Source organism: Halalkalibaculum sp. DA3122 (assembly GCF_043951865.1).
GTDB lineage: Bacteria > Bacteroidota > Rhodothermia > Balneolales > Balneolaceae > JAMQKA01.
The window spans coordinates 91166-110645 of record NZ_JBINJF010000014.1 but is presented as its reverse complement, the minus strand read 5'-3'; the positions used below and the strand labels follow the sequence as shown (position 1 = coordinate 110645).

The 19480-nt window shown below is 51.5% G+C and carries 14 protein-coding genes; all 14 read right to left on the bottom strand.

Going from position 1 to position 19480, the window contains the following annotated elements; genetic code table 11:
* Positions 1-134 precede the first annotated feature (134 nt).
* The 14 genes from ACG2F4_RS11085 to ACG2F4_RS11020 all read right to left on the bottom strand — a co-directional run bounded on the left by ACG2F4_RS11085 (position 135) and on the right by ACG2F4_RS11020 (position 19345).
* Positions 135-3818, bottom strand: coding sequence for an FG-GAP-like repeat-containing protein (locus ACG2F4_RS11085; RefSeq protein ID WP_395260718.1), 3684 nt, complete (start codon positions 3816-3818; stop codon positions 135-137).
* A 258-nt stretch (positions 3819-4076) separates the two neighbouring features.
* Entirely contained in the window at positions 4077-5096 is a 1020-nt protein-coding gene (locus tag ACG2F4_RS11080) for a LacI family DNA-binding transcriptional regulator (RefSeq protein WP_395260717.1), read from the bottom strand.
* A 412-nt stretch (positions 5097-5508) separates the two neighbouring features.
* On the bottom strand, positions 5509-6939 hold the full coding sequence (locus tag ACG2F4_RS11075) for a Gfo/Idh/MocA family oxidoreductase (protein ID WP_395260715.1): 1431 nt from the start codon (positions 6937-6939) through the stop codon (positions 5509-5511).
* A gap of 457 nt (positions 6940-7396) precedes the next feature.
* The gene (locus ACG2F4_RS11070; protein ID WP_395260714.1) at positions 7397-8047 is read right to left on the bottom strand and encodes a sulfite exporter TauE/SafE family protein; all 651 of its coding nucleotides are present in this window, start codon (positions 8045-8047) and stop codon (positions 7397-7399) included.
* 107 nt (positions 8048-8154) lie between these two features.
* Positions 8155-8631 (bottom strand): FixH family protein, encoded by a 477-nt coding sequence (locus tag ACG2F4_RS11065; protein WP_395260712.1) that lies wholly within the window; start codon positions 8629-8631, stop codon positions 8155-8157.
* Between the two features lie 297 nt (positions 8632-8928).
* On the bottom strand, positions 8929-10392 hold the full coding sequence (gene ccoG, locus ACG2F4_RS11060; protein WP_395260710.1) for a cytochrome c oxidase accessory protein CcoG: 1464 nt from the start codon (positions 10390-10392) through the stop codon (positions 8929-8931).
* 400 nt (positions 10393-10792) lie between these two features.
* Positions 10793-11410: a cbb3-type cytochrome c oxidase N-terminal domain-containing protein gene (locus ACG2F4_RS11055; RefSeq protein ID WP_395260708.1), complete on the bottom strand. Its 618-nt coding sequence runs from the start codon at positions 11408-11410 to the stop codon at positions 10793-10795.
* Positions 11407-11601 carry a cbb3-type cytochrome c oxidase subunit 3 gene (locus ACG2F4_RS11050; RefSeq protein ID WP_395260706.1) on the bottom strand — a complete coding sequence of 65 codons (195 nt, stop codon included), beginning with the start codon at positions 11599-11601 and terminating at the stop codon, positions 11407-11409. The genes ACG2F4_RS11055 and ACG2F4_RS11050 overlap by 4 nt, the downstream gene beginning before the upstream one ends.
* A 220-nt stretch (positions 11602-11821) precedes the next feature.
* Positions 11822-14023: a cytochrome-c oxidase, cbb3-type subunit I gene (ccoN, locus tag ACG2F4_RS11045; RefSeq protein WP_395260705.1), complete on the bottom strand. Its 2202-nt coding sequence runs from the start codon at positions 14021-14023 to the stop codon at positions 11822-11824.
* The gene (gene ccoS, locus ACG2F4_RS11040) at positions 14023-14211 is read right to left on the bottom strand and encodes a cbb3-type cytochrome oxidase assembly protein CcoS (RefSeq protein ID WP_395260704.1); all 189 of its coding nucleotides are present in this window, start codon (positions 14209-14211) and stop codon (positions 14023-14025) included. The genes ccoN and ccoS overlap by 1 nt, the downstream gene beginning before the upstream one ends.
* On the bottom strand, positions 14202-16655 hold the full coding sequence (locus ACG2F4_RS11035) for a heavy metal translocating P-type ATPase (protein ID WP_395260702.1): 2454 nt from the start codon (positions 16653-16655) through the stop codon (positions 14202-14204). The genes ccoS and ACG2F4_RS11035 overlap by 10 nt, the downstream gene beginning before the upstream one ends.
* A gap of 24 nt (positions 16656-16679) precedes the next feature.
* Positions 16680-17129, bottom strand: a complete 450-nt coding sequence (locus ACG2F4_RS11030) for an RrF2 family transcriptional regulator (protein ID WP_395260700.1) — start codon at positions 17127-17129, stop codon at positions 16680-16682.
* A gap of 533 nt (positions 17130-17662) precedes the next feature.
* Positions 17663-18181, bottom strand: coding sequence for a helix-turn-helix domain-containing protein (locus ACG2F4_RS11025; protein WP_395260698.1), 519 nt, complete (start codon positions 18179-18181; stop codon positions 17663-17665).
* 177 nt (positions 18182-18358) lie between these two features.
* Positions 18359-19345 (bottom strand): sigma-54 interaction domain-containing protein, encoded by a 987-nt coding sequence (locus ACG2F4_RS11020; RefSeq protein WP_395260697.1) that lies wholly within the window; start codon positions 19343-19345, stop codon positions 18359-18361.
* Between the last annotated feature and the right edge of the window lie 135 nt (positions 19346-19480).

The following is a 19480-nucleotide window of genomic DNA, read 5'->3' as shown; positions in this document are numbered from 1 at the left end:
TGTTTGGTTGGTGGTGCTTCCAAAAACTACCGCAAGGCGGGGTCAAATGCGACTCCGCTTTTTTATTTTCTTACTATTTTCCCCGGACAACAGTGTTTTGGAACCAATGTTTTATTTGCTGAACCAGCGCGCAATCAGTTGTCAGCGGGATATGAGATGATATAGTCCCATTTTCCATCTTCAATGTTCACAGTCTGGATACGGCCGTCGTACCAGTGGATTTCGATCTGTTCCGCCTCCGCTTCGGCTCCCATCACCTGGGTCACGCTGTTTTGCGACCAGTAGCCGGAACCCGCCTGTATTTCTCGCAGCGGTCCCCTGGTTTCCCGTCCCGCGTAGACCAGCCGAATGCCGGAACCGATACCATCCCGGTTTTCCGGGGGGCCTTCCAGGCTGACTCGATACCCCCTGTTTTCGGTCTGGTTCACGTAGAGCCTGGTGTCATAACTGTTTTGGGATACGGCCAGGTCCACCCGGCCGTCGCGGTTGAAATCACTGAATGCCGCGCCGCGCTGCTCCCCATAAATCCTGATGCCGGAGCGACTTCCCGGGACCGGTAGCAGGCCACCCTCTCCGTCACCTTTGAGCCACAGTCCCCTTCCCGCATCCTGCCGCGGTACCTGCCGGGGAAACGCGAAAAAGTTTTGGCTCAAAAAGAGATCTTCGTTTCCGTCGTTGTCCATGTCGGCCACTCCTGCGTGAAAAGCCACGCTGAACTGGGCTTCCATCGGGAGCGGGTGGGCTTCAAACCCGTTCTCTGAACTGAGAAAAAGGGTATGCTGCAGGGTATTAATTTCTTTGTAGGGGATATTTTGAAGCCGGGACCCGAAAAGTTCTCTCAACGTCGTGTTGGCAAACTGCTCGTGGCTTCGGATGCGATTGGCGATGGCCGGAACCGACCCGTAGTTAAAGAGCCGTTTTCTGGGTACGTACTCCCCTTCCGCTGAAGCATAACTCTCAATTATTTCCACCCACTGGTCGCCGTTAAAATCACTGAAATAGAGCCGGAGCGGCTTGCCCATCTCCAGCTGGTACGAACTGTTGAGTCCCCGGTTCGTGGCAACCAGGTCGGGCTTGCCGTCGTTGTTAAAATCTCCCGTGGCAATGCCGTGCCACCAGCCCTTGTATTCGTCGAGCCCATACCGTTCCGTGGCATCAGTGAAGACACCGTTTTGGTTTTCCAGGAGCAGCAGGGAATCCCATCCCCGGCTCAGCACCAGGTCCTGGTCTCCATCGCGGTCGATGTCGGTAAAGACAGCCCCCGTTACCAGTCCCGCCTCCTGCAGGGTTCGGGAATTCTGTCTATCCAGAACCATTGTACCCTGCTCGTTCCGGTACAACCGGGAAGGGGCATCCATCGGGTAGTGTCCGGGGACGAAGCGTCCCCCCACAAAGAGGTCCACCTGCCCATCGTTGTCGTAGTCGGCCGCAGCCAGCGGGCCGGTGGTAGAGATATTGTCAGGCAGGGAATCCCGGCGGACATCCGTCAACCCGTTGACCTGGTACTGGTACGCCGACGGCACCCGGAGCTTGCCCTGCTCGTAGTTTGCGCTCCCGGTAAAAAGCCGTACGCCGTGCTCCCCTTCCCACCCCACAACAGCGGTCTGGTCGCCGGGCGCTGTGCTGCTCAACTCATTAACCGTCAACTGACGAAACGCGGCGTCACCGGTATTATCATATACAGCGGTTTCCCCTCCCTGACCCGAACTTATCAGCAGCTCATCGTCCCGGTCCCCGTCGATATCGATCCACGAAATACCGGGCCCCAGCTTGCTCATGCCGATCGGCAGCAGCGGCTGCAGCTGAAAATCCTGGAAATCATTTTCGTGGTGGCGGTGACCAATCCGGCTGGAAACATCCTCAAATAATGGTGGAGCAGCTTCAGGGTCGGTTCTTCCTGGTTTAACGCGCTCACTCGCGGATTCCTCAATCTCATATATCCGGTCGGGATGTATATCGTCAATACGACTTACTGTGCCATCCGGCCAGGTAATCGTCAGGCGGTGATCGGTATTTTCAGGGTCGGCCGCAAACACCACCAACGGATCTGATCCTGAAAGGTAGTCTCCTCCCGAGGAGATCTCTTTCTGCTGAACGACCGGTCCCCCCTCCAGCTTTACTTTTGCTCCTATAGCCTGGGTATTGGGGGCTTCCCCGATTAATCGGACCGCAATACGCGGTCGTGTCGTATTATTTTGATATACGCCCGCCTCCTCGTTCATGCGGTTCATGACGAGGTCGAGCGCCCCGTCATTATCGAGATCAGCCACGGCCATGCCGTGGGAAATATCCGCTCCCACAAATCCGAGATCCGTGCTCTGGTCCCGAAACGTAAGGTCGCCGTTATTCATCAGAATCCTGTTCTGCAGCTCCAGGTCCGGGGCCCCCTGCATGAATTCGGTAAAATGCTCATCCATATTCCGGCCTTTCCGCATCATCCCGATCTGTGCATCCATATCCAGGATATGATAGAGGTACCCGTTATTAACGATCAGATCCTCATAGCCGTCCAGATCTATATCCAAAAAAGTGGCATCCCACGACCAGCCGGTGGCCTCCACTCCACTTAGGTACGAGATTTCCGCATAGGTTTCATCCTCCCGTTTCAGGTACAGCGAGTTTCGATTGTTGGTGGGGCGTGCTTCCGTGTTTCTGTAGTCATCGGGATTGGGATCGTCGGAGCCCACCTGGCGCAGCCGCTCGCTGTGTTCAGAGCTGAGCATCTCGGCCGTGAAAATATCGAGCTCCCCGTCGCGGTTGATATCGGCCATATCGACGCCCATGCAGGCGAAGCTCAAATTGCGGATGGCGTTGCGGGATATCGCCTGGAATACACCCTCTCCCTGGTTTATCCATACCCGGTCTTTGGTAAAAAAGTCGTTGCAGACATACAGGTCTGGCAAGCCGTCCCCGTTCAGGTCCTGGAACTTGGCCGTTAGTCCCCAGTCGGGCTGCAGGCCGTAGGGAGCTCCCTCCTCATCCAGGAACACCGGGCGCGTATCGGCAACCTCCTCAAAGGTTCCTCCCTGGTTTAGATAGAGGTCATCTTCCTGCCCGGTTTCCGCCAGGCCCGCCAGGCGGTTCTCTTCATCCATAAAGATCTCGTAATGCTCATCAAAGGGGGGGACCAGGGTATAGGGACCGGTTTGCTGCTGCTCATTATACGGTTCATTCAGGATGGTATTCCAATCAAGCTCTTCGGTTGTGTAGATATCCTTGACCGATTTCTCCTTGTATTTTGCCACGTAGAGATCCAGGTCCCCGTCGCCGTCAATATCGGCCAGGGTCATGGTGGTGCTGCCCTGCCCCGGGCCCAACCCGCTGTTTTCTTCGAGCGTGAAATTGCCATCCCCGTCATTGATGTAGAGCGCAATATCCTTATAGATAGAGGTCACCAGCAGGTCCAGGTGCGAGTCGCCGTTGACATCTGCAAAAACGGCACCCGTGGAGTAGTGGTCTTCGTGGGCAACACCGGCGGCTTCAGTCACATCCTCAAACTGCATGTTTCCCCGGTTTTTGTACAGCTTGTTCGGGTTTTTCAGTCCCGCAAAGTAGAGATCGACCCGCCCGTCGCCGTCCACATCTCCCGCGGCGACTCCGGATCCATTCAGGTAGTGGCGGTTGTCCGAAAGCTCCTGTTCAGTTATATCGTTTGAAAAAGTGATATTCGTTTCAGAGGAAGCGAGTTCAGTAAACCCGACCTCTCCACTCTCAAAAAAACCGGTGGCAGGCTCCGCCCAACGGTAGCCGTCCTCCTGCTGCCACTGTAGTTCTTCGGAACGATTGCAGCCGGCAACCAGTAAACCGGCAACTAGCACTCCGATTATATATCGCAGAGAACGCAGTCTTTTGTTTCTCAATAGATCAAGCATATTCTTTCAATATTTGATATGGCAATCTTCAAATCCGGGGGGCTTTTCTGGTAGTCACTACAAAAGCTTAACCTGATATATCAGATGTTACAAATTAAAATATTCTCGATAAATTCTGAGAGGCTCGTTCAAAAAGAAAGAATGGTCGCTGTCTTCGGTATACTATTCATCCCCGGTCGCTCATCACCATTCTTCCACGGCAGCTTATCCAATAATTTTATCGGCCGGCAGTGTAATGACTTCCGGCTTGATCTCTTCTTCTGCACCGATCTCCGAAACCAGCCGTTTAAACGCGCTTTCACCGAGTCCAAACGAAGGTTGATCAATACAGATAAACGGGTGCGCCAAATATTGATTATACTCGCTTCCGCCAAAGGTAAGAATAGGAAATTCTCCGGAATCGATGCCGTGATCCTGCATATACCGAAGGGCTCCGATACCGACCGGGTAGGTGACACAAAAAAGGGCCTCCGGCTTGCCGTACTGCTCCAGCAGCCGACCCATCGCGGCGTAGCCATCCTTCTCGCCATATGCCCCTTCTACAACCGCATTCTCATCGAATTCCAAACCGGCCTCCTCCATGGCATCCCGGTATCCCAGGTACCGCTCCTGGCCAATTTTCGCAATATTGCGATCCTGCCCGTTATCCACTTCAAGAATTCCCGAAAGATGTGCAATTTTTTTATATCCCCGTTCGATCAGGTGCAAAACACCTCTGCGTGCCCCGCCCCGATCTTCCACTTTTATATAGCTAAAGTTGTCACTAATAAATCCGCGATCATAAAATACCAGGTGCACCCCCATATCATGTACCATTTCGAACGTTTTCATATCTTTTGTTCGCTCAGATATGGAAACCAAGAGCCCTTCCACCCGCATATTAAGCATCGACTCTATATGTTTTTTCTCCAGCTCGGGATCCTCCATGGAGATTCCCAGGATCACCTCGTACTTTGTCCGCAGGGCCGCCTGGTAAATCCCCTGGATGACCGAGGAAAAAAAGGTATGGGCAATTTTGGGGACGATAACACCAATGGTATTGGTCTTTTGAGAAGTCAGCGAACGTGCCACAAGATTCGGGCGATACCCCATCTTGTCTGCCATCTCTTTTACTTTTTTCCTGGTTTCTTCAGATATATCCGGATGATCGCGCAGCGCTTTAGAGACACTCACCTTGGTGAGATCCAGTTTTTTTGCGATGTCTTTTAACCGTACATTTTTCATTGGTTATTATCTTAAGATTAATAACGCCAAATAAAAGAAAGTCCGCCTGTTTTACCTTTTTAATGCAGATCCAAGCTCTCCCCGTTGAGCTCTTCAACGCTCTTTAAAAAAGGTATTTTTTTAATATTAATACAGTTACAGTTTTTATCTTTGTAAAATCGCTGCCTTCAAAACATACATTGACGTGATTCCAGGTCCGGAATTCACCGCCGTGTCATTTTCCCTGTGTAAATATGAGCTCTTTGCAAAACCCTCGACTCGTCATTGTGAGGGCGCTGCAGTTCCGCCTGCGAGATCGTTGGGCCCCTGCAAAGCAGAAGGTTCTGCAAAGTTCCCTGTAAAAAGTCGAGGCATTGCAATGAGCCTGTGCAATGCCTCGAACGGATGTATCCAACATGTGTCAGTGATTCGCTCAGGCTCCGCGGGTTGGATGCGGCGTGAGCGACGTTAAATCATCTATGCGAACCGGTTTGCCGGATTCAATACTCTTGCGAGCTGCAATGCCCACCAGTATTGACATGGCGCCATCCCGGCTGCCGGCAGAGTGACCCAGGGGGTCATCCATATCGGTGTTACGGAAAATCTGGTTCTGCAGGCGAATATCTCCACCGCCGTGCCCGCCACTCTCCTGGAACACCTTGATCTGCTCATGCTTGCTGCTGAAGTTATCCATCACCATGATCTCTTCATAGTCAGTTGCCTCGTCCATCTCGTCCTGGGACATCTCCTGGCTGTGCAGCTCGGCCTGGCTCACTTTTTCCTGTTCTCTCCACGGGATGCCGTGCCATGCATCAATCCGGCCGTCAAATCCGTTGAAAGCGATCTTCATACCTTCATACGGTGAATACGTGGTAAGCGAGTAGTTCACCTGAACGTTATTTGCATACTCAACCTGGACAGACATCTTGTCGTATATATCGATTTCGTGCCTCCAGAGACAGTTGTCCCGGATATAGCCGTCGTGGTGCTCATTATCCACATACAGGTCCATGTAGGTGTCGTTCTGGGTAATATCCCAGTAAAATCGGCACTTGTCTTTATGAGGACAGGTTCGACACTTGTTCCCACGGAACGGATGATTGCTTCCATAGTGCTCCAGCGCCCCCTCGGCGTACACCTCAACGGGATCGGAGTCGAGCCACCAGTTCAGCAGGTCGAAATGGTGCGTGGCCTTGTGTACCAGCAGTGTTCCCCCACTGGATTCTTCTCCGTGCCAGCGACGGAAATAGGAGGCCCCGTGATAGACATTCAGGTACCAGTGAAAATCGACGGATGTGAGTTTGCCGACCCGCCGGTTCACCAGCATCTCCTTTAGCTTGGTGTGATGCGGACTGTACCGGTAGTTGAAGCCCACGATGACCTCGGCTTCAGAATTGGCCTCGGCATCCAGCACGCGCTGGCATTTAATTTCGTCCGTGGTCATCGGTTTTTCTGTAAGCACGTCTATATCCCGCTCAAGGGCCCCGATGATAAACTGGTGGTGCGTGGCATCCACCGTTGTGACGATCAGCATATCCGGGTTTACCGTATCCATCATCTCATCAAAATCGGTAAAGGTAGGGCAGTCGGCCCCGATAAAACCTTTACCATACTCCAGGCGACCCGGGTTGATATCACACAGGCCGACAAATTCGATGATATCGCCGTACCGTTCCCGAATGGTCCGCCCCCAGAACGTGATACCCCGGATTCCCGTACCTACCAGGGCGATCCGTTTTTTCTGGGTTTGCGGATTTTGAGGACTTTTCGAAAACGCCCCCGCCGGGGTGGCAAGCATGGACCCGGCAACAGCTCCGGTTGTACTTTTTAAGAAATCCTTACGTGTAAACTTTTTTTGTGACATATGAATATCCCGTCATTTGATTATTAACTATGTGTTGTTTAAACCTTCCGTTAAGGCTGTATACTCTGCACGCCGAAACATTCGGCTGAGGATACAACCCTCTGATCCCAAAACCTTTTATGAATCTACCAATACAAGCCGGAGTGTTTCAGGAATACAAAAGAGGAGTGCATAATACCACAGCCCTTTATCATCCCAATAAATACCGGTTTTGTGCCTTCCATCCGATAGCCATGACCCCCGGCCATCGATCCGTTACCGGTTCCCAACAACCCGCCCGACCACCTTGCAGCAGTCGAACCCTATCACTAATTAACCGGTTACTTTGATTATAAAGTATTAGTTAATTTTTAAAAAGACAATTTTATCCATCCCGTGTTTGCTAATGGGCCCTTGGGACAATTCCCGGCACAGCCCTGTGCATAACACCGGGCTTGGCTGCTTTCCGGCAAACAGGTCAAACTCCTCCCATCGCCAAGCCGCGAAAAACAAGGTACCCGCCCAGGGCCACCGCCAGCCAGGGCAATACGTGGTTGATACGCCGGCGCAGCCTCAGGCTGATCAAATTTGGAGCCATCGCCATCAGCATCATCGCGGGGAAGGTACCGAGGCCGAACAGCGCCATATAGCTCATTCCGCCGATAACCGACTCCGTGGTAAGCGAGGACGCCAACCCGACATACACAAACCCGCAGGGCAGCAACCCGTTGAGAATTCCTGTCACCAGCATCGTACTGTTTCCACGCCGGCTCATCTGCTGTTTAAGCTTTTGCCGAAGCCAGTCGAAAAACCGCTGAACAGGCTTGATGCGCTGTATTCCGGCGGAAGAGATCACGGGAAGAAAGGCGCCTGCGATAATCAGCATGCCAAGAAAAACGGAGAGCGGTCGCTGCAGACCGGCAAGAGAAACGGCCCGCCCCGCTCCCCCGACTACGCCCCCGAGCAGGCTGTAGGTAAGAATCCGCCCGAGGTTGTAGATCCCTTTCCGGGTCAGTTCGGCGGCCATCCCTGCCCCGGAACCGGGCAGTGCCATTGCAATGGGCCCACACATCCCCACACAGTGGAAACTCCCAAACAGGCCGATCGTGAAGGCGGTCCACAGTTCCATGCAGGGCTTTGTTTTATATTACGGGTTGAAGGTTAGTCTCACTTCGGTTTTGTTCTCCGCAGAGGTTATTGAAAACATGCGGTCGGTATCTTTTGATCCGTTAAATACTAAAGAAAAATGGATTCTTCCTCGAAATATTCTTTCTCCCCCGACTGCCACGTAACCTGAACCAACCACTTCCCTTTTGCAAGGCTTCGGGTCGAAATCAGCTGTTTACCATCCGCGTCAAGCGACAAGCTAACTGAGTGATCGAGGCTGGAATTGCTGGGCCGGTAAAGTCGGATTGTACCTTTGGGTTTCAGCGATAGCTGTGCCGCGGGAAATTGAATGTGTATCTCCCGCGATTCCGTCTGGCTGATCCTGACAGAATTTTCAAGAGACCGCGCGTGTTCGATACGATCAATCTGCTGCTGGTATTTGGCCGCCTGCTCGTAATGGTTTTCACTGACCATGTAGTAGTCCAGACTCACCAGGTAAAACACCACGCCGAGGGTCGTAATCACAAACAGGGCGATGACGACCGCAAGGCCTTTGCCCCAGTTCCAGAAGACTTTTTGTTGATTGTTACCAGGTTGCTGGCTCATATTCCAATTTTCAATTACAGATTTCCTTTGAACTGGTGCGAGCGTCCCGCTCGTACCATATTGTGAAGCATCGATTATAGATTTCCGATATCACTTATAAGGCTCACTGCGTATTAAGTCACCGTCTGTTAATTTAGTTATCGGTTATTAGGAATTAGTTATTAGTCGTCAATACTCGCCAACTAATAACCAGTAACAGATAACTAAATCGCGCCTTTGCTTCATTTACTCCGGGCGGTTCACGAATACCAAGGCCACGCTATTTAAAATCATTTCTAATTCTTAATTCTTCATTTTTCATTCCTGATTCCCTTCCGAACCTGGTCCGATAAATCCTGAAGTAACCGTTTCCACCTTTTCACCGTTTGCATAGACATCGAACACCAGTTCTGTCGATGCCGCATTCAGCTGGTTCCCGTCAAGCGTGACCAACAGCCGACCCTGCGCAGAACCCTGGGCCGGAATAGCGCTGATATCTCCCAGCTCCGAGAGCTCTCCCTCCGGCTGACGCAGGCGCACCTCGTAGTCGATCTCCTCAAAGGTTTTGTTGATCGCCCTGATTTCATAAATGTTGCTGTACCGGTTGTTTGGCAGCTCCTGGTAGAGCGTACCCGGCTGGCGCAGAATGCTGGTTTCAGTATCCGGACGCATACTAAGCAGAGTAACAAAAATACCCAGCAACACCACCAGTATGCCGCTGTATCCCGCCACGCGGGGCGTAAGAATCCTGCTCTTGCCCTCTTTTATCGCTTCTTCAGAAGAATATCGAATAAGCCCGCGCGGCTTGTCGATCTTGTCCATTACCTCGTCGCAGGCATCGATGCAGGCGGTGCAGTGCACGCACTCCAGCTGGGTGCCGTTGCGGATGTCAATTCCCATCGGACACACGCGCACGCATTGCTTGCAGTCTATACAATCTCCGTAGCTGGTGGGGCTGAGCCCGAGATCCCCGAGCGTCGCTTTCCGGCCAATGTCGTCGCGCTCCGACACTTTGCCCCGGGGTTCGCCGCGCACGTAATCGTACATTACGTTGATGGAATTGTTGTCCAGCAATACCGACTGCATACGCCCATATGGGCAAATAAAGTGACAGACCTGCTCCCGTAGAAATGCAAACACCCCGTAAAACACGCCGCTGAAGATGATCATCGCTGAAAGCCCGGCGATATGCTCTGAAGGCGGATCAGTGACAATGACATACAGTTCATCCACCCCGATGATGTAGGCCAGAAAAAGATTTGATATGATAAAGGCCAAACCAAAGAAAATCCCGTGCTTAAGCGTCTTTTTCCAGATTTTAGTCCAGTTCCAGGGCGCCCTGTCCAGCCGGATTTGCGCACCACGGTCGCCCTCAATCCAGTACTCTATTCGCCGGAACACCATCTCCATAAAGATGGTCTGCGGGCAGGCCCATCCACACCACAACCTTCCAAAAACCGCGGTAAACAGCACAATGAATATCACAATGGAAAGCGCCCCGAACACCAGCAGGTGTAGGTCCTGCGGCCAGAACGCCACCCCAAAAAACACAAATTTGCGCTCCAGGATATTCAGCAACAGCAGCGGCTGCCCGTTAACCGTGATAAACGGGGCCGAAAAGAAGAACAGCAGCAATATTACGGCAACGACATTCCGAGCCTTGTAATACCGACCGCTCGGTTTTTTGGGAAAAATCCAGTTTCGCCTGCCCTCTTCATCGACGGTAGACAGGTGATCCCGGAAGGATTCCCGGCTGTTGCGTATGTCATCTGATCGTGCCATCTGCTTCTTTTGAAGTACTGTAAATTGTGATCTCGCTACTTATTCTAATGTGGCAGCAAAGACTCTATTAATCCGGATTATTCACTAGGCCTGTTTGCACTATTTTAACTTCAACTCATCACATGATCAAATTTCGCAGCCGTTTCGAATAATATCCAAATGTTAGCTACAGATCATTTTCATTATGTGAAATAACCTCAGTTCGATATAAGAAACTGCTAAGCAAACAAGGCGCTTTCAAATCCCTCCTTCAGGAGGGTGCCGAAATTCCGTGTGTTTTCGGAATTTCGGCGGGAGGTGTCAGGTATCATGCATGAAGCTTCCGACACCCCTCAGATATATTTGAGGAATAACTCAAATCTATCATCTCCCCTTAAGGGGAGATTTAGTCGAGCCCTAATTACGAACCTGAGCTCAGCGGACCTTCCTGGCACGGCTGGGTGCGGCTCATATCCGCCTCTTTCGCGTCCGGGGGGTCGGTCCCCTGCAATGAGGCGATGTAGCTGACCAGGTGCTGCACCTGCTCGTTGCTCAGCTTCGTGCCGCTGCCGTATGGCAACATTCCCATATCGGGGTATCCGTTAATAATACTCGCGGCGATATCCCTGGGCGTACAGCCGTGCATCCAGTACTCGTCCGTCAGGTTGGGCCCCACCATGCCCTGCCCCTGGTTGCCGTGGCAGGTAAAACAGAGCTGACCGGGATTATCAAACAGTGCCTTTCCCGCGGCGATATCCTCCTGATCGGTACTGATGGTCCAGGAAAACTCCTCAACCGGATCGCCCTCCTCTTCAGGAGTTCCGAATCGGGCTTCAGCCGCCGCTACCTCCTGCTGGTATTCCTCGTGCTGGGTGGGGCCCCACCCGAGCACCTGGTAGTAGAGCAGGTAGCCCACCCCAAACGCAATGGTGAAATAAAACAACCAGAGCCACCAAACCGGCATATGATTGTCGAGCTCACGAATTCCGTCATACTCGTGATCCAGCAACTTATCCTTTTCGTCGTCAAATACTTTCATGATCCTTTTTGATATTGGGTTTCAATTTCTTCGTCGGTTTCCAGAGGCAGACGGGCGGCATCCTCCCAGTGGCTGTTTCCCTTCCTCAGCAGACAGATTACCAGCCAGGTAAAAAAACCGAAAAAAATCACCAGCGAAATACTGGGAAAGATACCGATACCCTCTATAGATCTGAGAACTTCTTTATACATGATGTTGTATTGCTTTTGGCCAGCTGTGACACTGAGCATCCCAGCCAGATATTCAATTTATGTTCACAAGTTGATTTCGTACCAATGTCACGTCAAATCCTGGATTTTGGTCTCTTCCTGACCGAACGCGAACAGCTCCGATCCTCCCCCTGTTCTCCATCTCCAGGGTGGAACTCTTTGACCGCATCTGGATTATTGCCGGGCCTTTATCCCGCATTGGCTACTCGCTTTCCGGTCGTTGTTCCAGTTCGGCGGTTCCGATCACCTTGCTGGACGGGAGTCCCTCAAACGGGTTGTTATCGCCCTTGATATCGACTCCCAGCCGCTGCAGGTAGGCGATCATCGCGATTATCTGCTTGTCGGACGTGATCTCAATGCCGTCCACCTCCTTGAACCCGGCCTGGTGCAGTTCCTGGGTAATCTCTTCTGCCTGGGCCTTCATATCAGCCAGGGCCTGCTCCTCATATCCCTCGGCATAGGGAACGCCCACCGACCTGAGAGCTGAAATCCGGTTGCCGATCGACTCCATATCCATTTGCTGGGAAAACATCCAGGGATACGCAGGCATAATGGAGCCCGGGGAAGTGGATTCAGGATCGTACATGTGCCGCAAGTGCCAGGAATCAGGATATTTCCCCCCGACCCGGTGCAGATCGGGACCGGTGCGCTTGGAGCCCCACAGGAAGGGATGATCATAGACAAATTCACCCGCCTTGGAGTACTCGCCATACCGCTCCGTTTCGGAACGGAACGGGCGGATCATCTGCGAGTGACAGTTGTTGCAGCCCTCGGCGATGTAGATATCGCGGCCCTCCACCTCAAGCGGCGTATACGGTTTTACGCTGGAGATAGTCGGCACATTGGAATCGATCAGGGCAGTCGGGACATACTCCACAATGCCCCCGATCAGGATTACGACCAATGTCAGCGCGGTAAGCTGAATCGGGCGACTTTCCAGGCGCCGGTGCCAGGTTTCTTTGGCGTTGGCCGAAGGATCGGCAATGGGCTGGGCCTCGTCCTCTTCGGCGGCGACAAACTGTCCGGAAGCGGCGGTTTTCCACAGATTATACACCGAGATGATGGCACCGGTAATAAAGAGTGTACCCCCGACCGCACGCAAGGCGTACATCGGGATGATTTGCTGAACCGTCTCCAGGAAATTGGGATACTGCAACACGCCTTCCGCGGTGAACTCTTTCCACATCAGGCTTTGGGTGATGCCGCCCCAGTACATCGGGATGACGTAGAAGATCGCCCCAAGCGTGGCGAACCAGAAGTGAACGTTGGCCAGCTTCGTGGAATAGAGGTCGGTCTCATAAATCCTGGGCGTAATATAGTAGAGCATCGCAAAGGTCAGTCCGCCGTTCCAGAGCAGGGCGCCCAGGTGTACGTGACCGATAATATAGTCGCTGTAGTGTGCCACGGCGTTCACGTTTCCGATAGAGAGCATCGGGCCCTCAAAGGTGGCCATCCCGTAGGCGGTCACTCCAACCACGAGAAATTTCAGCACCGGGTCTTCCCGAACGCGATCCCACGCCCCCCGCAGTGTTAACAATCCATTCAACATGCCACCCCAGGATGGCGCGATAAGCATGAGGCTAAAGACGGTTCCGAGCGCCTGCGCCCATCCCGGCAGCGCCGTGTAGAGCAGGTGGTGCGGACCCGCCCAGATGTAGATAAAGATCAGTGACCAGAAGTGCACAATCGACAGCCGGTAGGAAAAGATCGGTCGGTTGGCCGCTTTCGGGATAAAGTAGTACATGATGCCGAGGAACGGCGTCGTCAGGAAGAAGGCCACCGCGTTGTGCCCGTACCACCACTGCACCAGCGCATCCTGCACTCCTGCGTACACCGGGTAGCTTTTCAGGAGGGTGGCGGGGATCTCAATAGAGTTCACCACGTGCAGCACCGCCACCGTCACAAACGTGGCGATATAAAACCAGATCGCGACATACAGGTGCTTTTCGCGACGCTTCCAGATCGTCATCAGCATGTTGATGCCGAATATGACCCATATAACAGTGATGGCAATATCGATCGGCCACTCCAGCTCGGCGTACTCCTTGCTGGTATTAAAGCCCATCGGCAGGGTTATTACCGCGGATAGAATGATCGCCTGCCATCCCCAGAAGTTGATTTTACTGAGCAGGTTGCTCCACATCGGGGCCTTGCAGAGCCGGGGAAGCGAGTAATACACACCGTAAAAAATGGCGTTACCCGCAAACGCAAAGATCACCGCGTTGGTGTGGAGCGGTCGGAGTCGCCCGTAGGAGAGTTCCGGGATCAGGCCCAGAAAACCCGGCCAGATCAGCTTCAGGGCTATCGTCAGACCGACCAGGAACCCGATGATTCCCCAGAAGATGGTGGCTATCCCGAACTTCCGGACGATCTCGTTATCGTACTTAAATGTTTCTACAGCCATTAATCTTGATCTTGTTTATGGGTTGATGATTGTTTTTTATTGGATTTCGTTGTGTTGTCAAAAAGAATCCTTATCGACGGGGTGTGAGGGTCGTCAAACTGCCCGGACCGCACGGCCCAGAAAAATAGTCCCAGGAAAATCAGGGCTACCAGCAGGCTGAATCCTATGAGCATAAAAATTACTTCCATGTGGCCAGCCCCATCTTTTTTGCTGTTAAAAGGGTTGTTACGCTCGTAAATACCATGATGCTGATGGAACTCAGCGGCATCAGGACCGCCGCCACCAGGGGTGAGAGGTGTCCTGTTACGGCAAAACTGAGTCCCACAACATTGTAGATCAGCGACAGACCAAAGCTCCAGAGAATGATGCGAATACTCTTCTGCGCAAAATGGATGAAGCGATTCATCGAGGAGATCGCATCACCATCCAGGATGGCATCACAGGCCGGGGTAAAAGAACTGAGATTGTCGGTCAGCGCAATCCCGAAGTTGCTCTGCTGAAGGGCCCCGGCGTCGTTCAGACCATCGGCGATCATCAGGATGTTCCTGCCTTCGTTCTGCAGATTTTTGATGAAATCGAGTTTATCCTGCGGCTTCCGGTTGAAAAGCAGTGAATTGTTACTGAAATAACTCTCTAGCTCCGCTTTCTGCCGGTCGTTATCGCCGGAGACCAGGAAGATGCCGAAGCGCTTTCTGAGATCATCAAGCAGCGTGGCAACGCCCGGACGATAATGGCTTCTCATTTCGAACCAGCCTTTCCACTCCCCGTCAATGGCTACATGGACCCGGGAGGCGTATTTGGCAGATAGATCCTGATTCATCATGCCCAGACCGGTTTCTTCGGTTACAAATTCTGCAGATCCGATAACCAGCTTTTTCCCATCCACGGTGGCTTTAAGGCCCTTGTTAATAACTTCCTCAAACTCATTAACCACTTTGAGCGGCATCGACTCCAGCCAGCCCACGATTTTACGGCTCAGCGGGTGTACCGACTGCTTGCAGACCGATTTGACCATCCGGTATTCCTCTTCGGTCAGCTTACCGCCCTCAAACGAAACATCGGCCTGGTCAGATTTTGTCAAGGTTCCTGTTTTATCGAATACTACATCCGTAATTTTGGATAGATTTTCTATGACCTCTATGCCCTTGATGTAGAGCCCGTTGCGGGAAAAGATATTGAGTGCGGAACCCAGCGTAAACGGGGTAGAGAGCGCAAGCGCACAGGGGCAGGCGATGATCAGCACGGCCGTGAACACGTTAATGCCCTGACCGGCCCCCTCCGGCAGCCACATCAGTCCGGCCACCATGGCAATAGTTAGCACTGAAAGCGTAAAATGGGGACTGATGCGATCGGCCAGCGAGCTCACATTACCTCTTGTCGAAGCCGAATCAAATGCAGCGTCATTCCATAGTTTGGTCAGGTAGCTGTTGGAAACCTCACTGGTGGCGGTCATCAGCGCAGATTTGCCCACGATGCGTCCGCCGGCATAGATGGTCTCGCCCTGTTCAATTTTAACTGGTTCCGATTCGCCGGTGATAAAACTGTAATCCACAAAGCACTGCTCAGAAAGCAGAGTGGCATCGGCCGGAACAAGCTCCTGGTTGCGGATCAGCATGCGAACACCTTCGCCAATTTTGTGGATGGAGGTGGAGCGTTCTATCCCGTTCTGACCCAGGATGGTCACTGAAAGCGGCAGGTATGATTTGTAATCTCGATCGAACGCCAGCCGCTCGTAGGTTTTTTTCTGGATCATGCGCCCGATCAGAAGGAAGAAAACAAGGCCGGTAAAAGAGTCCATGTATCCCGTACCGATACCGGTCATGATTTCATATACGCTGCGGCCAAACAGCGCCAGGATGCCGATGGAGATCGGCACATCCAGGTTGATACCGCCCTGCCGCAACGCCGTCCAGGCCGACTTCAGGTAGTCGCTGCTGCTGTAAAGCAACACGGGCAGACCGAGGGCAATGTTCAGAATCCCAAAAAAGACAGCGAAGTAACCGTGACTGTCCAGGTCGGTGGCGCTACCGGCCAGGTAATCCGGGAAACTGAACAGCATGATGTTGCCGAATGCAAAACCGGCCACCCCCATCTTGAGCCACAGCCGCCGATCGGGGGTGGACCGTTTCTTATTTTCAACCTGGTCCAGCCGAAATTCCGGTTCATACCCGATGGAGTGGAGCAGCTCTGAAATAGTGCGCAGGCTGGTCTGCTGATGATTAAAGGTGAGGCTCAGTTCCCGTTTCAGGAAGTTGACACTGCTCTGAGTTATGCCATTATCCAGCTTGTAGATATTTTCCAGCAGCCATACGCAGGATGTGCAGTGAATTCCCGGGATATAAAGACGAACCGAGGTTTTTGCGCCATCCCGGAAGTCAACAATTTCGTCCAACAGTGCCTCATCTTCCAGGTACTCAAACCGCCCGGACCGTTGTTTCCCGTTCAGCGAGATGCCCGGCTGCTCCTGCAGGCAGTAGTAGGTTTCCATCTCGTTTTCATCCAGAATCTGGTACACCATCTTGCAGCCTTCGCAACAGAACGACTTTTCATCAACGGCAACCGCATCAGATCCACAGGCCTCCCCGCAGTGGTAACACGCTGTCGATCTGTCTGTCAGTAGCTGTTGCTGCATTCGATGCTTCCGCTGGTTCTTTATTTAATCGTTGTTAAACTGGAACCTCAGGTCGAACCACGCCTGCGACATCGACTGCTCGCAGTCGGCAAACGTGGTATTGGCAAGCCAGTCCTGGATTTTGTCTCGCTCTTCTGACCAAAAATTGTGAAACGGGCAGGGTTCAATGGTACCGCACCCCTCGATACCGAGGAAGCAGTGCTCAAAAAAGTCCATCCCGTCAATCGCCTTTATCACGTCGATTAACGGTATCTCTTCGGGATCGCGGACCAGATACACCCCACCGTTCAGTCCGCGCCGGGATTTGAGTATGCCTGCAGGCTTTAGTTTGGACAGCACCTGCGAGAGATAGGCCGGCGGACAGTTCAGCGGTTCTGCCAGTGCGGCAGCTGAAACCGTTGTACCCGGTGATTGTTTAGCCAGCGTAATAATTGCTGAAATGGCGTATTGAGCGCCCTGAGAGATCAACTTCAATGCTCAAGAATGATTTAAATCCTTTAAAACCGATAATCGAATATGATTATTCGATTTTACGGTTCTGGCTGTTTAGACTCAATATGAATTAAAGGTATTTTACTCCTTTATCTATTTTTAGCCCTGAGGAACGACAGGCACTCCAAGCAAGCGGGACGTGCCCAAAGCTCCCCCGTACATTCTTATTTGGGGGGGGGACCTTTACAGAACCTGCTTTTGGTTGGGAGGTGGTTATACCACCGACCTTATTGACCTTGTAAACGGGAATAGAACTCCCTCAGAATGAGGAAATGAGGGTTTTACAAAATCCTCATTTACCTCAATGACCATCAATGAACCAGAAGATTTTGCAATACCGTTGGCGCGTTATGTGCAGTTAAAAGTAGAGAATGGGATGTTCTTCGAATTAGGTTTGACTAACTGCTTGAATAGATTAGAAGAGTATAGCTTGCTATAAAAACCCTCGCGGATTACCTCTCAACAGACTCAAGTTTTTTTACCTATAACTATCATCCACCCGATGAGCAATCGATTTATATTTGGTGCGAAATACTTGTGCGTTTTCTCTTTAGTTTTTGAAAATAGGTGGGATGCAGCCCGGTGAACTTTTTGAATTGAGCGATTAAGTAGTGTTCGTTTTTGTACCGAAGCTTTTGGGATATTTCCGCCAGGGACAGGTCCTCATACAGCAGAAGCTCTTTAACCCGTTCAATTTTTTGTAGCAGGATAAACTGCATAATTGATATCCCCTTTACATCCGAAAATATTTTTAGTAACGATTCCCTTTCCGATCCCAGGCTTTTACCAATGATATCCTCAAAACTGAGGTTGGGCAATTCATCGGAATAATGGATCACTTCGATGACGGTGTTTATGATGCGATCGATAAGCATACTGTTACTTTGGTCAAGCAGCTCCAGGCCCGATTGCAGCAAATTCCTGTTGAGCTCCTCAAGTTGGGTCTGTGTCGTTTCTTCAAGAAACTCTACGGCGCCATGGGGGGAAATTGAGTATCTGAGGCTCGCTTTGCCAAGCTCCTCCTTAAGTATCATTTTGCACCTCAAACTCACCATATACTTCACATACCGCCGGGAAGATACCATGATCAACAATTTATTTTATCGGTTTTATTCATTTACACCTTTCGTCAAAAAGAGCCCTACCAGAGCTGTGAAAAATACTTAGGCCTCTATTACAAGGCTCAAATAGCAGAACTATAAAACCCACAGTTACGCTTCATTATTTTGTTTGTCCAGGTGGCTCCGAAGAGTTTTCCTGGTAAATCCCAATATTTTGGCTGCTTCGGTCTTGTTATTATCAACGGAATCAAGCGTTTGGTTAATTACTTCTTGTTCAACCTGTTTCAACGAGGACCCAAATTTTATTTGAATAATTTTATCAGCCAACGAATGGTAATTCACAGAATGAATGCTTCCATTTTTATATATCTGCATGGGAAGGTTTTCACGATCGATAATATCCCCTTCGGACAATATCACGCACCGCTCGACGGCGTTTTTCAATTCACGAACATTCCCGGGCCAGCTATGTTTCATCAGCGATTCTATGCTGTCATCAGAAAATTCCCTGGGCTCTTTCCCGTAAAGGTTGAGAAAATGATCTTTATAATACCGAGTCAACAGTCGAATATCCTCCTTGCGTTCGCGCAGCGGGGGCACATTGAGCTCGATAACATTAAGCCGGTAGAACAGGTCTTCCCGGAAGTCGCCCGACTTAACCTGTTCAGACAGTATCTTGTTGGTGGCAGAAATCAGGGAAATATCCACTTTAATCTCTTCTTTTCCTCCCAGCCTGCGAAATGTACCGAGTTCAACCACCCGCAATAGTTTGGCCTGCATAGATTTGGGCATCTCTCCGATTTCATCCAGGAACAAGGTTCCGCCATCGGCTTGCTCAAAACAGCCCGTTCTCCGCTCATGAGCGCCGGTAAACGCGCCCTTTTCATGGCCGAAAAACGTGCTCTCCGCCAGGTCTGCAGGTATAGCCCCACAATTTATCGTAACCATCGGTTTATCTCTGCGTGGCCCGTAATAATGAAACAGGCGGGCCATCACCTCCTTGCCCGTACCATTTTCCCCGGTAATCAATACAGCGGGGCACCCTGTTTGGGCGACTTGTCTAATTTTGGTAACCAAATCTTTCATATCCTTGTTTCGAGTCAGGCATACCGGTTTCTCGGTTGTGTTCTGTGCCATATTATTTACACTCCGTTAATTGCACTTAAACCATTTCCGTGATATAAAAAAGAAGGCAGGATCTCACTAGTCCTGCCTTCCTGGTTGAAGACAGTCCTCGCAAACTGCCTTCGCTCTCTCTTATTCCTTCCATAT

What these genes read in the sequence shown, in the direction of transcription:
- ACG2F4_RS11080 (WP_395260717.1), bottom strand. Translation starts at nt 5,096, where the DNA reads ATGAAAAATGTACGGTTAAAAGACATCGCAAAAAAACTGGATCTCACC.
- ACG2F4_RS11075 (WP_395260715.1), bottom strand. Translation starts at nt 6,939, where the DNA reads ATGTCACAAAAAAAGTTTACACGTAAGGATTTCTTAAAAAGTACAACC.
- ACG2F4_RS11070 (WP_395260714.1), bottom strand. Translation starts at nt 8,047, where the DNA reads ATGGAACTGTGGACCGCCTTCACGATCGGCCTGTTTGGGAGTTTCCAC.
- ACG2F4_RS11065 (WP_395260712.1), bottom strand. Translation starts at nt 8,631, where the DNA reads ATGAGCCAGCAACCTGGTAACAATCAACAAAAAGTCTTCTGGAACTGG.
- ccoG (WP_395260710.1), bottom strand. Translation starts at nt 10,392, where the DNA reads ATGGCACGATCAGATGACATACGCAACAGCCGGGAATCCTTCCGGGAT.
- ACG2F4_RS11055 (WP_395260708.1), bottom strand. Translation starts at nt 11,410, where the DNA reads ATGAAAGTATTTGACGACGAAAAGGATAAGTTGCTGGATCACGAGTAT.
- ACG2F4_RS11050 (WP_395260706.1), bottom strand. Translation starts at nt 11,601, where the DNA reads ATGTATAAAGAAGTTCTCAGATCTATAGAGGGTATCGGTATCTTTCCC.
- ccoN (WP_395260705.1), bottom strand. Translation starts at nt 14,023, where the DNA reads ATGGCTGTAGAAACATTTAAGTACGATAACGAGATCGTCCGGAAGTTC.
- ccoS (WP_395260704.1), bottom strand. Translation starts at nt 14,211, where the DNA reads ATGGAAGTAATTTTTATGCTCATAGGATTCAGCCTGCTGGTAGCCCTG.
- ACG2F4_RS11035 (WP_395260702.1), bottom strand. Translation starts at nt 16,655, where the DNA reads ATGCAGCAACAGCTACTGACAGACAGATCGACAGCGTGTTACCACTGC.
- ACG2F4_RS11025 (WP_395260698.1), bottom strand. Translation starts at nt 18,181, where the DNA reads ATGATACTTAAGGAGGAGCTTGGCAAAGCGAGCCTCAGATACTCAATT.
- ACG2F4_RS11020 (WP_395260697.1), bottom strand. Translation starts at nt 19,345, where the DNA reads ATGGCACAGAACACAACCGAGAAACCGGTATGCCTGACTCGAAACAAG.